Annotated in this window: 16 protein-coding genes; 9 read left to right on the top strand and 7 right to left on the bottom strand. The window is 74.9% G+C overall.

Annotated features, from left to right (window positions below; translation table 11 throughout):
* Nucleotides 1–90: 90 nt before the first annotated feature.
* From ACZ6Q9_RS27500 to ACZ6Q9_RS27480, 5 genes are all read left to right on the top strand, one after another.
* On the top strand, nt 91–987 hold the full coding sequence (locus ACZ6Q9_RS27500) for an ABC transporter ATP-binding protein (RefSeq protein WP_393456010.1): 897 nt from the start codon (nt 91–93) through the stop codon (nt 985–987).
* A complete protein-coding gene (locus ACZ6Q9_RS27495; RefSeq protein ID WP_396830140.1) occupies nt 984–1,775 on the top strand; it encodes an ABC transporter permease in 792 nt (263 codons plus the stop codon). Before ACZ6Q9_RS27500 ends, ACZ6Q9_RS27495 begins: the two co-directional genes overlap by 4 nt.
* On the top strand, nt 1,772–2,521 hold the full coding sequence (locus tag ACZ6Q9_RS27490; protein ID WP_396830139.1) for a YqeB family protein: 750 nt from the start codon (nt 1,772–1,774) through the stop codon (nt 2,519–2,521). Before ACZ6Q9_RS27495 ends, ACZ6Q9_RS27490 begins: the two co-directional genes overlap by 4 nt.
* Before the next feature lie 39 nt (nt 2,522–2,560).
* Nucleotides 2,561–3,112, top strand: coding sequence for an SOUL family heme-binding protein (locus tag ACZ6Q9_RS27485; protein WP_396830138.1), 552 nt, complete (start codon nt 2,561–2,563; stop codon nt 3,110–3,112).
* 114 nt (nt 3,113–3,226) lie between these two features.
* Complete coding sequence (locus ACZ6Q9_RS27480) at nt 3,227–4,648, top strand: amino acid permease (protein WP_393259042.1); 1,422 nt, start codon at nt 3,227–3,229, stop codon at nt 4,646–4,648.
* Here ACZ6Q9_RS27480 and ACZ6Q9_RS27475 read toward each other — a convergent pair.
* Genes ACZ6Q9_RS27475 through ACZ6Q9_RS27455 form a run of 5 tightly spaced genes read right to left on the bottom strand, consistent with a single transcriptional unit; the run spans nt 4,615 to nt 8,765 of the window.
* Nucleotides 4,615–5,427 (bottom strand): 4Fe-4S single cluster domain-containing protein, encoded by an 813-nt coding sequence (locus ACZ6Q9_RS27475; RefSeq protein WP_396830137.1) that lies wholly within the window; start codon nt 5,425–5,427, stop codon nt 4,615–4,617. The two genes, ACZ6Q9_RS27480 and ACZ6Q9_RS27475, sit on opposite strands and share 34 nt — an antisense overlap.
* On the bottom strand, nt 5,420–6,430 hold the full coding sequence (locus tag ACZ6Q9_RS27470) for a ComEA family DNA-binding protein (protein ID WP_396830136.1): 1,011 nt from the start codon (nt 6,428–6,430) through the stop codon (nt 5,420–5,422). The genes ACZ6Q9_RS27475 and ACZ6Q9_RS27470 overlap by 8 nt, the downstream gene beginning before the upstream one ends.
* Nucleotides 6,414–6,626 (bottom strand): DUF2997 domain-containing protein, encoded by a 213-nt coding sequence (locus ACZ6Q9_RS27465; RefSeq protein WP_393259039.1) that lies wholly within the window; start codon nt 6,624–6,626, stop codon nt 6,414–6,416. Before ACZ6Q9_RS27465 ends, ACZ6Q9_RS27470 begins: the two co-directional genes overlap by 17 nt.
* Nucleotides 6,626–7,078, bottom strand: a complete 453-nt coding sequence (locus ACZ6Q9_RS27460) for a hypothetical protein (protein ID WP_350702960.1) — start codon at nt 7,076–7,078, stop codon at nt 6,626–6,628. The genes ACZ6Q9_RS27465 and ACZ6Q9_RS27460 overlap by 1 nt, the downstream gene beginning before the upstream one ends.
* A 31-nt stretch (nt 7,079–7,109) precedes the next feature.
* Complete coding sequence (locus ACZ6Q9_RS27455) at nt 7,110–8,765, bottom strand: AAA family ATPase (protein WP_396830135.1); 1,656 nt, start codon at nt 8,763–8,765, stop codon at nt 7,110–7,112.
* 166 nt (nt 8,766–8,931) lie between these two features.
* Between ACZ6Q9_RS27455 and ACZ6Q9_RS27450 the strand changes: the two genes are divergently transcribed.
* Nucleotides 8,932–9,393: a hypothetical protein gene (locus tag ACZ6Q9_RS27450; RefSeq protein ID WP_393259035.1), complete on the top strand. Its 462-nt coding sequence runs from the start codon at nt 8,932–8,934 to the stop codon at nt 9,391–9,393.
* Nucleotides 9,394–9,539: 146 nt separating this feature from the next.
* A complete protein-coding gene (locus ACZ6Q9_RS27445; RefSeq protein WP_393259033.1) occupies nt 9,540–10,079 on the top strand; it encodes a DUF1697 domain-containing protein in 540 nt (179 codons plus the stop codon).
* 70 nt (nt 10,080–10,149) lie between these two features.
* Here the strand turns inward: ACZ6Q9_RS27445 and ACZ6Q9_RS27440 are convergent, their stop codons facing one another.
* Complete coding sequence (locus tag ACZ6Q9_RS27440; protein WP_393259031.1) at nt 10,150–11,139, bottom strand: MBL fold metallo-hydrolase; 990 nt, start codon at nt 11,137–11,139, stop codon at nt 10,150–10,152.
* A gap of 153 nt (nt 11,140–11,292) precedes the next feature.
* Nucleotides 11,293–12,201: a serine hydrolase gene (locus ACZ6Q9_RS27435; RefSeq protein WP_393259029.1), complete on the bottom strand. Its 909-nt coding sequence runs from the start codon at nt 12,199–12,201 to the stop codon at nt 11,293–11,295.
* Nucleotides 12,202–12,253: 52 nt separating this feature from the next.
* On the opposite strand from ACZ6Q9_RS27435, the gene ACZ6Q9_RS27430 reads away from it, so the two are divergent.
* Nucleotides 12,254–13,210, top strand: a complete 957-nt coding sequence (locus tag ACZ6Q9_RS27430) for a LysR family transcriptional regulator (RefSeq protein ID WP_396830134.1) — start codon at nt 12,254–12,256, stop codon at nt 13,208–13,210.
* 114 nt (nt 13,211–13,324) lie between these two features.
* On the top strand, nt 13,325–14,176 hold the full coding sequence (locus ACZ6Q9_RS27425) for an aldo/keto reductase (RefSeq protein WP_393455974.1): 852 nt from the start codon (nt 13,325–13,327) through the stop codon (nt 14,174–14,176).
* Nucleotides 14,177–14,193: the final 17 nt, after the last annotated feature.

Genomic DNA, 14,193 nt, shown 5'->3' with positions numbered 1-14,193 from the left:
AAGTCGAGACCTCAGCGTCGACCAAGGTAGCCGCCGGGCGAGACCCTCGGCCGCTGCGGACAGCCGGCCGGCGCGGGCAGCCTGACCGACATGATCGACGTGGAACATCTCACCAAACGGTACGGGCGGCACACGGCCGTCGACGACGTGTCGTTCCGCTGCGAGCCGGGCACCGTGACCGGCTTCCTCGGGCCGAACGGCGCCGGCAAGTCCACCACCATGCGGATGATCTGCGGCCTGACCCCGCCGAGCGGGGGCGGCGCCACGGTCGCCGGCCGGCCGTACCGGGAGCTGCCCAACCCGGGACGGGAGATCGGCGTGCTGCTGGACGCCTCGGCCCAGCACGCCGGGCGCACCGGGCGGGAGGCGCTGGCCGTCGCCGCCGCGACCATGGGCGTGGACCGCCGGCAGGTGGCCGCCACGCTCGACCTGGTCGGGCTGAACGCGGTCGCGGCCAGGCGCCGCGTCCGGGCGTACTCGCTGGGGATGCGGCAGCGGCTCGGCCTGGCACACGCGCTGCTGGGCGACCCGCGGGTGCTGATCCTCGACGAGCCGGCCAACGGCCTGGACCCGGAGGGGATCTTCTGGATGCGCGGCCTGCTGCGCGACTTCGCCGACCGGGGCGGCACCGTGCTGCTCTCCTCCCACCTGCTGCGCGAGGTGGAGGCGGTCGCGGACCGGCTGGTGGTCATCGGGGGCGGCCGGATCGTGGCCCAGGGCGACAAGGACGAGCTGCTGGCCGGCGGCGGCACCCTGGTCCGGGCGCGGGACGCGGCGGCGCTGCGCCGCGCGCTGGACCGGGCCGGGCTCCCGGTCACCGAGGGCACCGACGGGCTGCTGGTCCGTGCCGACGCCGAGGCGGTCGGGCAGGCCGCCGCCGACGCCGGCGTCGCCCTCACCGAGCTGCGCGCCGCCGGCAGCGGCGGCCTGGAACAGCTCTTCCTCACCCTGACCGCCGGCACGTCGACCCGGGAGGCCGTCCGATGACCACCACCACCGCCACCTCACCCACCGTCGCACCCCACCGTCGTCCGGCGGTACGCCGACCGTCGCTGCTCCGGCTCACCGGGGTGGAGCTGCGCAAGCTCGTCGACACCCGGGCCGGGCTGTGGCTGCTGATCACCATCGGGCTGCTCGCCGCCGCCCTCGTCGTCGTCCAGCTCGTCTGGGCGCCCGACGCCGACCAGACCTTCGCCAACTTCTTCCTCCCGACGCTGCTGCCGGTCGGGTTGCTGCTGCCGGTGCTGGGCATCCTTTCGGTCACCGCGGAGTGGTCGCAGCGCACGGCCCTGACCACGTTCGCCCTGGTGCCCCGCCGCGGGCGGGTGATCACGGCCAAGCTGGCCGCGATGGTGCTGGCCGCCTTGGCATCGGTGCTGGTCAGCCTCGGCGTGGCCGCCGCGGGCACGCTGGTCGCCGGGGCCACCGGCGGCGCGGGCACCTGGCGCTTCGAGGGGTGGCTGCTGCTGCACGCGGTGGTGGTCCAGGTGGCCAACGTGCTGATGGGCGCCGGCTTCGGCCTGCTGCTGCTCAACACGCCGCTGGCCATCGTCGGCTACCTGCTGCTGCCGGCCCTCTGGTCGATCCTCGGCGGGCTGATCCGGCACCTGGAGGGTCCGGCGGGCTGGCTGGACACGGGCCGCACCATGGAACCGCTGTTCACCCCGGACGTGACCGCCGGGCAGTGGGCGCGGCTCGGCGTGTCGCTGCTGGTCTGGCTGGTCGTCCCGCTGGTCGCCGGGCTGGTCCGCACGCTACGCCGCGAGGTGTCGTGACGGTGGTCGGCCACGGCGCTCCCACCGCCGTCGACGGCGGTGTGGCGGAGCTGGCGCTGCTCTGGGGCGGCTTCCCGGCGCTCGGGGCGGGCGCCGGGTGGCTGCTCACCGCGGGCGCGGGGTGGCTCGCCGAGCTGCCCTGGGCCCCGGCACAGAAGCTGTTCGGGCTGGTCGCCGGGCTGCCCGACCCGCAGGCCAGCATCGGCGGGCTGGCGGTCGGCGCGCTGGGCGGCCTGCTGGTCGCCGCCATCGGCACCGCCGAGCGGCTCGCCGTCACCGTCACCGTCGAGCGGGTGGCGCTGCGCCGCGGCGGCACCCGCCGGGAGGTCGAGCGGCGGGGAGTGCGCGCGGTGTTCCTCGACGGCAGGGACCTGGTGCTGCTCGGCCCGGACGACGGGGAACTGGTCCGGGAGAAGTCCGACCTGGCCCCCGACCGGCTGCGCGCCGCCTTCCGCGCGCACGGCTGGCCGTGGGCGGAGGCCGACCCGCACCGGGACGCGTACCGGCGGTGGGTGCCGGGGCTGACCGGCCTGCCGGTCGGCGCGGACGCGTTGCTGCGGGCCCGGCAGAAGGCGCTCGACGACGACCGGGGCGGCGAGGCCCGGGAGCTGCGCGGCGAACTGGCCCGCTCCGGGGTGGTGGTCCGGGACGAGCGCAAACGGCAGTACTGGCGGCTGACCCGGTCGGCCGTGCGTCCCTGGCCGGAGGACGCGACTTCTCCTGAGCCGGAGGGCGACGGACGGTAGCGTTGCGATAGACGGGGCCCTGGGCACGGGGAGCGCGCGATGACCGAGCAGCAGCCGTACCGGGTGGTGACCCGGCACCCCGGCTTCGAGCTGCGCCGCTATCCGCCGTTCCTGGTCGCCGAGGTGCAGGTCGAGGGAACGTTCGAGCAGGCCGCCCGGGACGGCTTCCGGCCGCTGGCCGCGTACGTCGGGGGTGCCAACCGGCCCCGCGCCGCGGCCGGGAAGGCGGCGCGGGAGGCGGGCCCGGAGACGATCGCGATGACCGCGCCGTACCTCCAGGAGGAGGCCGACCGGCCGGGCTGCTGGCTGCTGCGGTTGGTGTTGCCGGCGGCCTGTGCCCCCGACACGCTGCCCGAGCCGACGGACCCCCGCGTCCGCACCCGGCAGGTCCCCGCGCAGCTCGCCGCCGCCGTCCGGTTCCGGGGCCGGTGGACGGCGCGGGCGTTCGACCGGCGGGCGACCGCGCTCGGCCGGGCGGTCACCGCGGCCGGGCTGCGCCCCACCGACGCGGTCCGGTACGCGCGCTTCGACCCGCCGTGGAAGCCCTGGTTCCTGCGCCGCAACGAGGTGGTGCTGCCGGTCGCCGAGTGAGCCCGTGCCGCACCCCGGCACGGGCGTCCTCGTTGGAGATTTACCCGCGTCGTTCGCGGGTACCGGCAGGGGCGCACGGGTGACCGCCCGGGCGGGTTCGGAAGGGGGACGAGGATGACCTCCGCGGGAAACGCTGCGGGCGGCGGCGGCACGGGCATCTTCCGCCGCAAGCCGGTCGAGGAGATCGCCGACGAGCGCGGCGGCGGGCTGGCCCGATCGCTCGGCCTCTGGCAGCTCACCGCCATCGGGGTGGGCGGCATCATCGGCGCCGGCATCTTCGCCCTGGCCGGAGCGGTGGCACGCGAGACCGCCGGCCCGGCCGTGCTGCTCTCGTTCCTGATCGCCGGGCTCGCCAGCGCGGCCGCCGCCCTGTCGTACGCGGAGTTCGCGGGCATGATCCCGAAGGCCGGCTCGGCCTACACCTACGGGTACGCGGTGCTCGGCGAGGCGGTGGGCTGGTTCATCGGCTGGGACCTGCTGCTGGAGTACACGGCGATCGTGGCCGTGGTGGCCATCGGCATCTCCGGCTACTTCTCGTTCCTCGTCACCGAACTGGGGGCGGAGCTGCCGGCCTGGATGCTGGGCGCCCCGGGCACCGGCGACGGGCACGTGGTGGACTTCTTCGCGGTGATCCTCTGCCTGTTCATCGCGTTCCTGCTGAACCTCGGCATCTCCTCCGCCGCCCGCTTCGAGACGTTCGTCGTCGGGTTGAAGGTCACCGTGGTGCTGCTGGTCATCGTGGTCGGCTTCTTCCACGTCCACACCGCGAACTACTCGCCGTTCTTCCCGTTCGGGGTGAGCGGGGCGTTCACCGGCGCCGCCACGGTCTTCTTCGCGGTCTTCGGCTACGACGCGATGAGCACCGCCGCCGAGGAGTCGAAGGACGCCCGCCGGCACATGCCCAAGGCGATCCTCTACTCGCTGGCCATCTCGATGGTCCTCTACGTGCTGGCCACCCTGGTGCTGACGGGCATGCAGAACTACCGCGACATCGACCCGGAGAGCGGCTTCTCCTCCGCGTTCGCCTCCGTCGGCCTGTCGGGCCTGGCCAGCGTGATCGCCGTCGGCGCGATCATCGGCATCCTGACCGTGATGTTCACCTTCATGCTCGGCGTCACCCGGGTGTGGTTCTCGATGAGCCGGGACGGCCTGCTGCCGGGCTGGTTCGCCAAGGTGCACCCGGTCCGCCGGGTGCCGAGCCGGGTCACCTGGATCGTCGGCGTCGGCTCGGCCCTGATCGCGGGCTTCCTGCCGATCCGGGAGGCCGCCGAGCTGACCAACATCGGCATCCTACTGGCCTTCGTGGTGGTCTGCGTCTCGGTGATCGTGCTGCGCTACCGCCGTCCCGACGCGCCGCGCACGTTCCGGCTGCCGGGCATGCCGGTGGTGCCGGCGGTCGGCGCGCTCTTCTCCCTCTGGCTGATCACCTTCCTCGCCCCGGTGACGTGGCTGCGCTTCGCGGTCTGGTTCGTGCTCGGCGCGCTGATCTACGCCTTCTACGGCTACCGCCGCTCGAAGCTCGCCCGGCGGGGCTGAGGACGGGCCACCGACGCCAGCAGTTCGTCGAGGGCGTCGGCTTCCGCCCAGCCGTTCACGGCGATCCCGCCGGCGGCGTCGACGGTGACCTCGACGCGGTCCGGGCTGCGCGACACCGCGTCGAGCAGGTCGGGGAAGCGGTCGCCGAGCAGCACGAACTCCTGGTTGGTGGAGCCCACCCAGGGTCGCCGGGTGTCGAGCCGGTCGGCCAGGAACGGCCCGGCGACGAGGAGGTCGGTCGTCGCGAGCAGCGCCGCGACGTCGTCCCGGCCGGCGTCGACGGCCCGGTCCAGCTGTGCTCTGGTGTAGCCGGTGAAGGTCATCACCGAGCGCCCGGCGGCGCGTACGCCGGCGGCGACGGTCGCCAGCGGGGCCGCCTGGTCGAAGGGCTCGCCGCCCAGCAGCGTCAGCCCCTCGGTGCCGGCGTCGAGCACCCGCCGCACCAGGTCGGCCGGGGCAACCCGCTCGCCGCCCCGGAAGCTCCACAGGTGCGGGTTGAAGCAGCCGGGGCAGCGGATGGCGCAGCCCTGCACCCAGACGGCGGTGCGCTCGCCCGGCCCCTCGGCCCGGGTGGCGTTGAGGAACCGGGCCACGGCGACGGTCTCCGCCCCGCCCGCCGCGCGGGGCGCCGGGCCGAGCGCCGCCCCGGATGCCGGACCGAGCGCCGCCCCGGATGCCGGACCGAGCGCCGCCCCGGATGCCGGACCGAGCGCCGCCCCGGATGCCGGGCCGAGCGCCGGCTCGGGTACCGCGCCGGGTGCCGGGGAACTCTCAGACATCGAGGACCCGGCCGAGCGGCGGTTGCTGCCCCGGCGCCGGGCCGGCGAGCGGGGCGCAGACCAGGACGTCCCGCAGGCGCGCGTACTCGTGGGGGGCCAGGTTGGCGGCGGCGGCGAACTCGGCCAGGCTGCCGAACCCGCCCCGCCGGTCCCGCTCGGCCAGCACCTGCCGCGCGCGGTGCGGGTCGAAGCCCGGCAGCGCGGCGAGGTCGTCGTGGCCGGCGGCGTTGACGTCCACCGGCCCGCCGGACGGCCGGCCCGCGACCGGTTGGCCGGGCCGGGAGACGGGAGCCGCGACCGGCGCGGTCCCGTAGTAGTCGACGGGCTGGTGCGGCACCATCGTCGGGTCGGCCGGCGGCGGCGACCCCGCTGGCACGGGCGGGTAGGTCGACGCGGAAGGCGGGTACGCCGGCGCCGGCGGGTACCCGGGCGATCCCGGCGGAAAGGCCGGCGACGCGGGCGGGTACGCCGACGACGCGGGCGCGTGGACCGGCGACCCGGGCGGGTACCCGGTGGCGGGCGTGAACGCACCGGCGGGGGTCGACCCGGGGGGCGGGGCCAGCGGGCCGGGCGGGTACGGGCCGCCGGGCCACGACGCCGCCGGCTGCGGGGCGTACCAGGGGCGGTAGCCGGCCCGCCAGCGCAGCCACGCCGAGTTGATCAGCAGGGCGTGCAGGATGCCGGCCGCCGTGACGGCCAGGAGCGTCCCAGCGGTGAAGTCGCTGAGGGCGCTCTCCTGGTCGGACTCGCCGAAGACGACGAAGACGGTCCAGCCCACCACGGTGTAGACGATGCCGGGGATCCACCACGCCGCGCGCCGGGCACGGAGCCCCACGTAGATGAACCCGAGGCCGCCGAGACAGCTGCACCCGAACAGCGGCAGCAGCAGCCACCAGCTGTGCAGCACCCGCCACCTCAGGCTCCCCACCGGGCCGGCCAGGCCCGGGGCGGTCGGGTGCGGGGCGGTCGGGTGCGGCCAGCCCGGGCTAGGCGCGCTCGACATCGCGTTGCTCCTGCCGTGCGGTCACGGCGGCGCGGGCGTGGTCCGCCGTGTACGCGCTGCTCACCGTCCGCGCCGCCAGCAGGTCCTCCAGCACGGCGACGTAGTCGAGACAGCGGTCGCCGAGCACGTCCCGGGTCTCGGCGCTCACCACGCCCTCACTGGAGACGGTGACCACGATCCGCGGCTGCCCACCCATCAGGACCTGCCCTCCACGGCGAACACCAGGCGGACGCTCGCGTCCTCGGTGACCTGCTCGGACTCCAGTCGCAGGCCGGCGACGGGGGCCTGCTCGCGCAGCCGGGCCAGCACGGCCCGCTGGACCTGCCGCCCGTAGGCGGCGTCGATGGCCCGCACCACCTCGACCGCCCGCTGCTCGTCGACCTCGCCGGTGAAGTGCGCCGCCCAGACGCCGTCCTCGCCGCGCCGGAAGCTCGCCCGCACGCCGGCCCACTCCGCGGTGATCGCGTCCCCGTCGGTGCCGACCACCGCATCCGTGTCGCGCAGCGCCGCGGCGAGCAGCGTCTCGTCCCGCATCCGGGTCTGCACCTGGCAGACGACGCGCCCCTCCCGGTCCCGGCCCGCGGTGGCGCCGTGGGTCGCGGCGACGGCGGCGACGGCCAGCGGCAGGAGTATCAGTGAGACGCTCATCGGGCACCTCTCCTTCCAGTCGGGGCACACACTAGAACTCGACCGCTCGTCCGCCCTGCCCCCGCTGCGGGGGTGGGCCGGGGCGGGAGCCGCGCGGGCCACCGGGACGGCCGCCGAGGTCCCAGTCCTCGGCCGCGGTGGCGGCGACGGCACGGGTGTCGGCCCAGGAGCGTACGGAGTCGATCCGTTCCGCCTGCGTGACGCTGAGCGGCACCATGCTGACCAGCGCCCGGACCAGGTCGTCGCGGCGCAGCGGACGCCGCTCGGCGAACGCGTCGAAGAGCCCGCCGACGACGGCCTGCTCGATCTCGGCCCCCGAGTAGCCCTCGCTGAGCCCGGCCAGCTCGCCGAGCAGGGCGTCGTCGAGGGCCAGGCCGCCGGCGACGGCCGGGTTGCGCAGCCGCCGGGCCAGGTGGACCCGCCAGATCGACGCCCGCTCCGCGCGGGTCGGCAGGTCGACGAAGAAGATCTCGTCGAAGCGGCCCTTGCGGAGCAGCTCCGGGGGCAGCCCCTCGAAGTCGTTGGCGGTCGCGATGACGAAGACGGGCCGCGTCTTCTCCTGCATCCAGGTCAGGAAGGAGCCGAAGACCCGGGCGGAGGTGCCGGAGTCGCCGGCGCCACCGGCGAAGCCCTTCTCGATCTCGTCCACCCACAGCACGCACGGCGCGGTCGCCTCGGCCGTCCGGATGGCGGTGCGCATGTTCTGTTCGCTCGACCCGACGAGCCCGGCGAAGACCCGGCCGACGTCCAACCGCAGCAGCGGCAGTCCCCAGGCCGCGGCGATCGCCTTCGCGGTCAGCGACTTGCCGCAGCCGGGCACTCCGGTGATCAGGACGCCCCGGGGCGCGGGCAGCCCGTACGCCGCCGCCTCGGCCAGCCAGGAACCGTCCCGCCGGGCCAGCCACCGCTTCAGGTTCTCCAGCCCGCCGACGTCGGCGAGGTCGACGGTGACGTCGACGAACTCCAGCAGCCCCGACTTGCGTACGGTCTGCCGCTTCTCCTCGTGCACCACGGCGAGGTCGCCGTCGTCGAGCACCCCGTCGTTGACCATGGCGCGGGCGAACGCGTTCTCCGCCTCGTGCAGGGTGAGCCCGAGCGCGGCCTTGGCGAACCGCTCCCGGCCGAGGTCGTCCAGGCCCATCCGGATCCGGCCGCTGACCGAGTTGGCGGCGATCATCCCGTCCAGCACCCGCCGGATCTCCGCCTCGGTGGGCAGTGGGAAGTCGACGATGGTCACGTCCTTCTCCAGCTCCACCGGGATGTGCAGCACCGGCGAGACGAGGACGAGGGTGCGCGGCACCGGCCCGGCCTTGAAGGCCGCCGCCAGGTCCCGCAGCCGGCGGACCACCCCGGGGCCGCCCCGTTGGTCGCCGCCGCCGTGCGCGGGGTGCAGGTCCTTGAAGATCAGCACGCTCGGGTGGTCGACCCGCAACGCCGCGTCGAGCGCGTCCTCGGGGTCGGTCGTGCCCTTGCGGGCGACGCCGTCGGGCTGCACGAGCCCCGTCGTCTGCGACCAGGTCCACACCGCGCGGGGCGTGCGGACCGCCATGGCGTCCTGGGCGACCGCGCAGACCTCGGCGACAACGCGCTGTTCCTCGAACGACTCGACGTAGAGGATCGGGAAGCGGGCCTTGAGCAGCTGCGACAGCGCGACGCGGAACGGCAGCACCGTCGACCCCTCCCCCACGCCGGCCCATCCGAGCAGCGCAGACTCTAACAGCCGGGCGATCGGCGAACGGCCGGCGAACGGGCAGCGACGCGCTCCTGCGTCCCGGCGTCACCGCCGGCCGCAGGACCCTCGACCGCGCCAGCGGTTCGCCCGGCCGGTTGCCGCGATCCGTACGATGCGGCCCATGCCAGATTGGTACCGGCCCTACGGAAGTGACCGGGACGATCTTCATACCCTGCGCTACGTCGTAGCCAGCGGGATGTCCGTGGCCGGCCTCTTCCCTCTCTGCGGCCTCACGGGCGGCGTGTCCGCGGCCGGAGCGACCGTCATCGTCCTCTTCGTGCTGATGTGGGAGATCACGCTGTGGCGGGTAACGCTGGTCGGCGTCCTCGTCAGCGACCACGGCATCAAGATTCGCAGGGTGCACCGTACGCACGTCATTCCCTGGTCACAGGTGACCCGCGCCTGGGCCGGCCAGGCCGCCGACTACGACGCCTGGCAGATCTGGGTCTCGACGCGCGAACCCGAGCGGGACATCGAGACCCCGATCTGGCGCCGAGGCTCGCGCGCACGACACCGCAACCGAATCGTTCTCCCACCCGAGGAGTTCGCCGCGGCCCTGGCCGCCCTCGATCCACACCGCTGATCGCCCCGTCCCACCGGCATGTTCCACCCAGTCGGTGGGACCCGCTCGGAGCAGATCCAGAACTGAGCCGACGCCGACCCGGCGCGCGGGCCGGCTGTCGGGCCGCCGGCCCCTAGGCTGGCCCGTACCGAGGTCGAGGAGGTCGGATGGACAGGTGGGTGGCGCTGTTGCGCGGGGTCAACGTCGGCGGTGCGAAGGTCGGCATGGCCGACCTGCGCCGGCTGGTCGCCGGCCTCGGGCACGACGACGTGAAGACCTACCTCCAGAGCGGGAACGTGGTCTTCGGCAGCACCGTGCGCGACGCCGACGCGCTCGCGCGGGGCATCGAGCGGGCGATCGCCGACGAGCTGGGGCTGACCGTGCCGGTGCTGGTGCGCGGCGGCCGGGAGCTGGCGGCGGTGGCCGGCGGCAACCCGTACGCCGACGGGGAGGACGATCCGACGCGGCTGCTGGTCGCCTTCCTCGCGACCGCGCCCGAGAAGTCCACCGTGGACGCGCTGACCGTGCCCGGCGGCGAGAACGTCGCGTTCACGGTCACCGGGCGCGAGGTCTACCTGCACTACCCCGACGGCGGCTACGGCCGGTCGAAGTTCACGAACAACTACCTGGAGAAGAAGCTCGGCGTGGTGGCGACCACCCGCAACTGGCGGTCGGTGCGCGCCCTCGCCGAGCTGGCGACGCCCTGAGCCGGACGAGCATGGTCGGGGCGCGCCGCCCCCTGTCAGCGGCGCGCCCCGAGCGTATGCCGGCGACCGGTCAGAAGTGGTACGCGGTGTGGTACTCGGGCACGACCACCCGGCTGCGCGGGGAGACCCGCCGCACCGCCGCGACGAGCCCGTCGAGCCGCTCCCGGTCCTTCGGCGACACGGGCACCGGGTTGCGCAGCTCCGTCTCGAAGTTGTCGAAGTGCACCGGCACCACGACCTTCGGCCGGTCCAGCGCGTCGAGCAGCCGCTCGGCGTAGTCGGCGGTGGCGGTGCTGCTCGGCAGCGCCACCATGGCCACGTCGGGGGCGAGGCCGGTCAGGTTCCGCGCGACGAAGTCGCTCGCACCCATGAAGAACACCGACGGTCCGTCGGCCACCCGCACCTGGTACGCCAGCGTGTCCCCCTCCGGCAGGTCCGCGATGGTGGCCGGCCGCGCCGGCTGGCTGACCCGTACGCCGGGGAACGCCATCGAGTACGACGCGTTGCGGCTGTGCAGGGAGCCGACCACCTCCACGGTGTACGCGCCGAAGTCCAGCACCTCCCCGCCCCGGACCGGGCTGAGCTTCCCCGACGGCAGCCCGTACGCCAGCCCGAGGTGGTAGGCGGTCAGCGTGCCGACGACCCGGGCGCCGGTGCGGCCGACGATGTGCGGCACGTCCATGTAGTGGTCCCAGTGGGTGTGCGTGACGAGCACCGTCTCGGCCCGGTCCACGAGGGAGTCCACCACGTCGGTGCGGACCTCCAGCGGCGCGGCCGCGTCGAAGGCGCCCTTGAACAGCCCGGTGTCGATACGGCTGAGGAAGGGGTCGACCAGGACGGTGCGGTCGCCGATGTCGATGCGCCAGGCCGTCGTACCCCACCAGCGGAAGCTGACCGGGCCACGGCGGCGGCCGGCCGGGGCGGCGGCGACCGGGGCGGTGGCCGGCGGCGCGGCCTGCGCCGGGCCGGCCAGGGCGGTGCCGGCGAGCCCGCCGGCGGAGACCAGCGCGGTGCTGGCGGCGGCGTCGCGGAGGAAGCGGCGGCGGTCGAGGTTGGGCATGCGGAGTTCTCCCCGTCGTGGTGCTGATCGGTCGGTGCCGAGCCAATCAGCACGCCCCCCGCCCGGTCCAAGATCCACGGCCGGAACGGTCGATACCCGCCGGCATATCGGGCCAGCTCAGCGGGGCCCGGCGCGGCTCACCCCGGCCGGAAATCAGGGGGCGCGCAGCGCCTCGACGGCGGTCCGGGCCGCCTCGCCCATCGCCAGGTCGACGTCGATGCGGCGGGTGGCGAGGTGGGCGGCGCGGGCGAAGACGGCGATCGCATACCGGCCGCCGTCGGGGTACTCGGCCACGCCGGCCTCCAGGTGCAGCCCCGGCAGGCTGCCGGTCTTGCCGGCCACCCGCACCCCGGACGGGAAGCCGGCGGCCAGCCGGGTCCAGAAGAGCTGCCGGGCCATCCAGCCCCGGACCATCGCGCAGGCCCCGGGTGCGCCGGCCTCGTCCCGCCAGACCAGGCCGAGCAGCCGGGTGATCTCGCGAGCCGTGCTCGACGTGGTGTGCGCCGGGTCGAACACCCGCATCGCGCGGACCCGCTCGGCGGGCAGGGTGGGGAAGATCCGGGCGAAGTCCGCCTCGGTGCGCGCGCCGACGTCGGCGAGCATCATCTCCACCAGATGCCGGGGGCCGCCGACGATCCGGGTGCGCGGCAGCCCCAGCTCGGCGGCGAGCATCGGCAGCACGTCCGCGCCGACCCGGCGCAGCAGCAGGTCGGCGGCGGTGTTGTCGCTGACCGACATGGCGAAGTAGGCCAGGTCCCGCAGCGACACCTCGGCGTCGTCGGCGCAGCCGGCGATCCCCCACCCGCCGAGCCGGTCGGCGGCGGTGACCAGCACCCGCTCCTGCGGGTCGAGCTGGCCGGCGACGACCTGCCGCGCGAACTCCAACGCCAGCAGGATCTTGAAGATCGAGGCGATCACCACCTGCTCGTCGGCCCGGACCGCCACCTCCCGCCGGCCGCCGGGCTGCCCCGCGCCGTCGTCGGCCGCGTCGAGGTCGACCGCGTGCAGGCAGCCGGTGACCCCGACCCGTTCGAAGATCTCCGCGATCCGCTCCGTCACCACGCTACGCACCGTAGCCGCCGCCCGCGTCGGGGCGCTGGCGTAGGGTCCGGCCGTGGACCTGCTCCGGCACCTGCGGCACTTCGTGGTGGTCGCCCGCGAGCTGCACTTCGGCCGGGCCGCCGAGTTGCTCGGCATGGCCCAGCCGCCGCTGAGCCAGTCGGTGCAGCGCCTGGAGCGGGAGCTGGCGGTGGAGCTGTTCGACCGGTCCCGCCGCCAGGTGCGCCTGACCACCGCCGGCCAGCTGCTGCTCGGCGAGGCCGAGGACCTGCTCGCCGGGGAGAGCCGGCTGCGCAACCTGATGCGCCAGGTGCGCGAGGGGGTGTCCGGGGTGCTCCGGGCGGGGGTGCCCCCGGAGACGCCCGCGGTGACCCTGCGCGAGCTGCTCGACCGGCTGGCCGACCGGGCGCCCGGGCTCGACGTGGACCTGCACGAGCTGACCAGCGGCGAGCAGGAGCGGATGCTGGCCGAGGGGCGGCTGGACGTCGGCCTGCTCCACCACCCCGTCACCGACGAGGGGCTGCGCCTCGGCGCCGCCGTCGACGTACCGCTGGGGGTGCTGCTGCCGCGCGCGTCGCCGCTGGCCCGGGGCCGGGAGGTGGAGCTGGCGGCGCTGGCCGGCCTGGACCTGGTCACCGCGCCCCGGGCCACCGCGCCCGGCTGGCACGACCACCTGCTCGACGTCTGCCGCCGGCACGGGTTCACGCCGGCGCGGGTCCGCCCGGCGCGCAACCCCGAGTTCCTGTTCGGGCTGGTGCTGGCCGGCGGCGGGGTCGCCGTCGAGCCCGCCGCGACGGCCCGCCGGGAACCACGGATCGCCTGGCGGCCGATCGCCGGGTCGCCGCTGGTCAAGCGCACCTCGGCGGCCTGGCCGCGCCGGTCCGCGCACCCGGCCGCGCCGATGTTCGGGCAGCTCGCGGCGGAGGTGCTGGCCGACGGGTCCGCGCCCCCGGCGCCGCCGCCCGGGCCGGCGCCCCGGCCCTGGCCGGTGCTCTTCGACGAGCCGACCTAAGGCCGGGATCACCGGTTGGAACACCTCGGATCAGGGGTACGCCAGGGGATGGCCCGCCGGGCGTGGAAGCGGTTCCGCGCACCCGGCTTCGTGACGACCGGCGAAGGAGCCCCGATGGCGAACGCGGTCCCCATCCTCTCCCTGAACGACGGCAACACCATCCCGCAGTTCGGCTTCGGGGTGTTCCAGATCGATCCGAAGGACACCGTCGCCGCGGTCCGCAGGGCCCTGGAGGTCGGCTACCGGCACATCGACACCGCCGAGATGTACGGCAACGAGGCGGAGGTGGGCCAGGCGGTCCGCGAGTCGGGGCTGGACCGCGACGAGGTCTTCGTGACCAGCAAGTTGAGCAACGCCTTCCACCGGCCCGACGACGCCCGCAAGGCGTTCGAGTCGACGCTGGCCGCGCTGAAGATGGACCACATCGACCTGTTCCTGATCCACTGGCCGCTGCCCACCCTCTACGACGGCGACTTCGTCTCGACGTGGAAGACGCTGAAGGAGTTCCAGCTCGACGGCCGGGCCCGCTCGATCGGGGTGTCGAACTTCCAGGTGCCGCACCTGGAGCGGCTGGCCGCCGAGGCGGACGTGGTGCCGGCGGTCAACCAGGTCGAGGTCCACCCGTACTTCGGCAACGAGGAGGTGCGGGAGTACGGCCACCGGCACAACATCCTCACCGAGGCGTGGTCGCCGATCGCGCAGGGCAAGGTGCTGGGCGACCCGACGATCGTCGACGTCGCCGAGCAGGTCGGCCGGACCCCGGCCCAGGTGGTGCTGCGCTGGCACGTGCAGCGCGGCGACATCGTCTTCCCCAAGTCCACCACCCCGGAGCGGATCGAGGAGAACATCCGGATCTTCGACTTCGAGCTGGACGACGCGGCGATGGAGCAGATCACCGGGCTGGACCGGGGCGAGGCCGGCCGGCAGGGCGGGCATCCGGACACCTTCGACTACCTACCCGCGTAACGCGACACGACGGAACG

Source organism: Micromonospora sp. NPDC049139, from assembly GCF_055586845.1.
Note: the sequence above shows the minus strand (reverse complement) of the source record. Positions and strands in the feature narration are given on the sequence as shown.

Excerpts from the sequence above, each read along its gene's own strand:
- ACZ6Q9_RS27500 (WP_393456010.1), top strand. The coding sequence starts at position 91 with ATGATCGACGTGGAACATCTCACCAAACGGTACGGGCGGCACACGGCC.
- ACZ6Q9_RS27495 (WP_396830140.1), top strand. The coding sequence starts at position 984 with ATGACCACCACCACCGCCACCTCACCCACCGTCGCACCCCACCGTCGT.
- ACZ6Q9_RS27485 (WP_396830138.1), top strand. The coding sequence starts at position 2,561 with ATGACCGAGCAGCAGCCGTACCGGGTGGTGACCCGGCACCCCGGCTTC.
- ACZ6Q9_RS27480 (WP_393259042.1), top strand. The coding sequence starts at position 3,227 with ATGACCTCCGCGGGAAACGCTGCGGGCGGCGGCGGCACGGGCATCTTC.
- ACZ6Q9_RS27475 (WP_396830137.1), bottom strand. The coding sequence starts at position 5,427 with ATGTCTGAGAGTTCCCCGGCACCCGGCGCGGTACCCGAGCCGGCGCTC.
- ACZ6Q9_RS27470 (WP_396830136.1), bottom strand. The coding sequence starts at position 6,430 with ATGTCGAGCGCGCCTAGCCCGGGCTGGCCGCACCCGACCGCCCCGCAC.
- ACZ6Q9_RS27465 (WP_393259039.1), bottom strand. The coding sequence starts at position 6,626 with ATGGGTGGGCAGCCGCGGATCGTGGTCACCGTCTCCAGTGAGGGCGTG.
- ACZ6Q9_RS27460 (WP_350702960.1), bottom strand. The coding sequence starts at position 7,078 with ATGAGCGTCTCACTGATACTCCTGCCGCTGGCCGTCGCCGCCGTCGCC.
- ACZ6Q9_RS27450 (WP_393259035.1), top strand. The coding sequence starts at position 8,932 with ATGCCAGATTGGTACCGGCCCTACGGAAGTGACCGGGACGATCTTCAT.
- ACZ6Q9_RS27445 (WP_393259033.1), top strand. The coding sequence starts at position 9,540 with ATGGACAGGTGGGTGGCGCTGTTGCGCGGGGTCAACGTCGGCGGTGCG.
- ACZ6Q9_RS27440 (WP_393259031.1), bottom strand. The coding sequence starts at position 11,139 with ATGCCCAACCTCGACCGCCGCCGCTTCCTCCGCGACGCCGCCGCCAGC.
- ACZ6Q9_RS27425 (WP_393455974.1), top strand. The coding sequence starts at position 13,325 with ATGGCGAACGCGGTCCCCATCCTCTCCCTGAACGACGGCAACACCATC.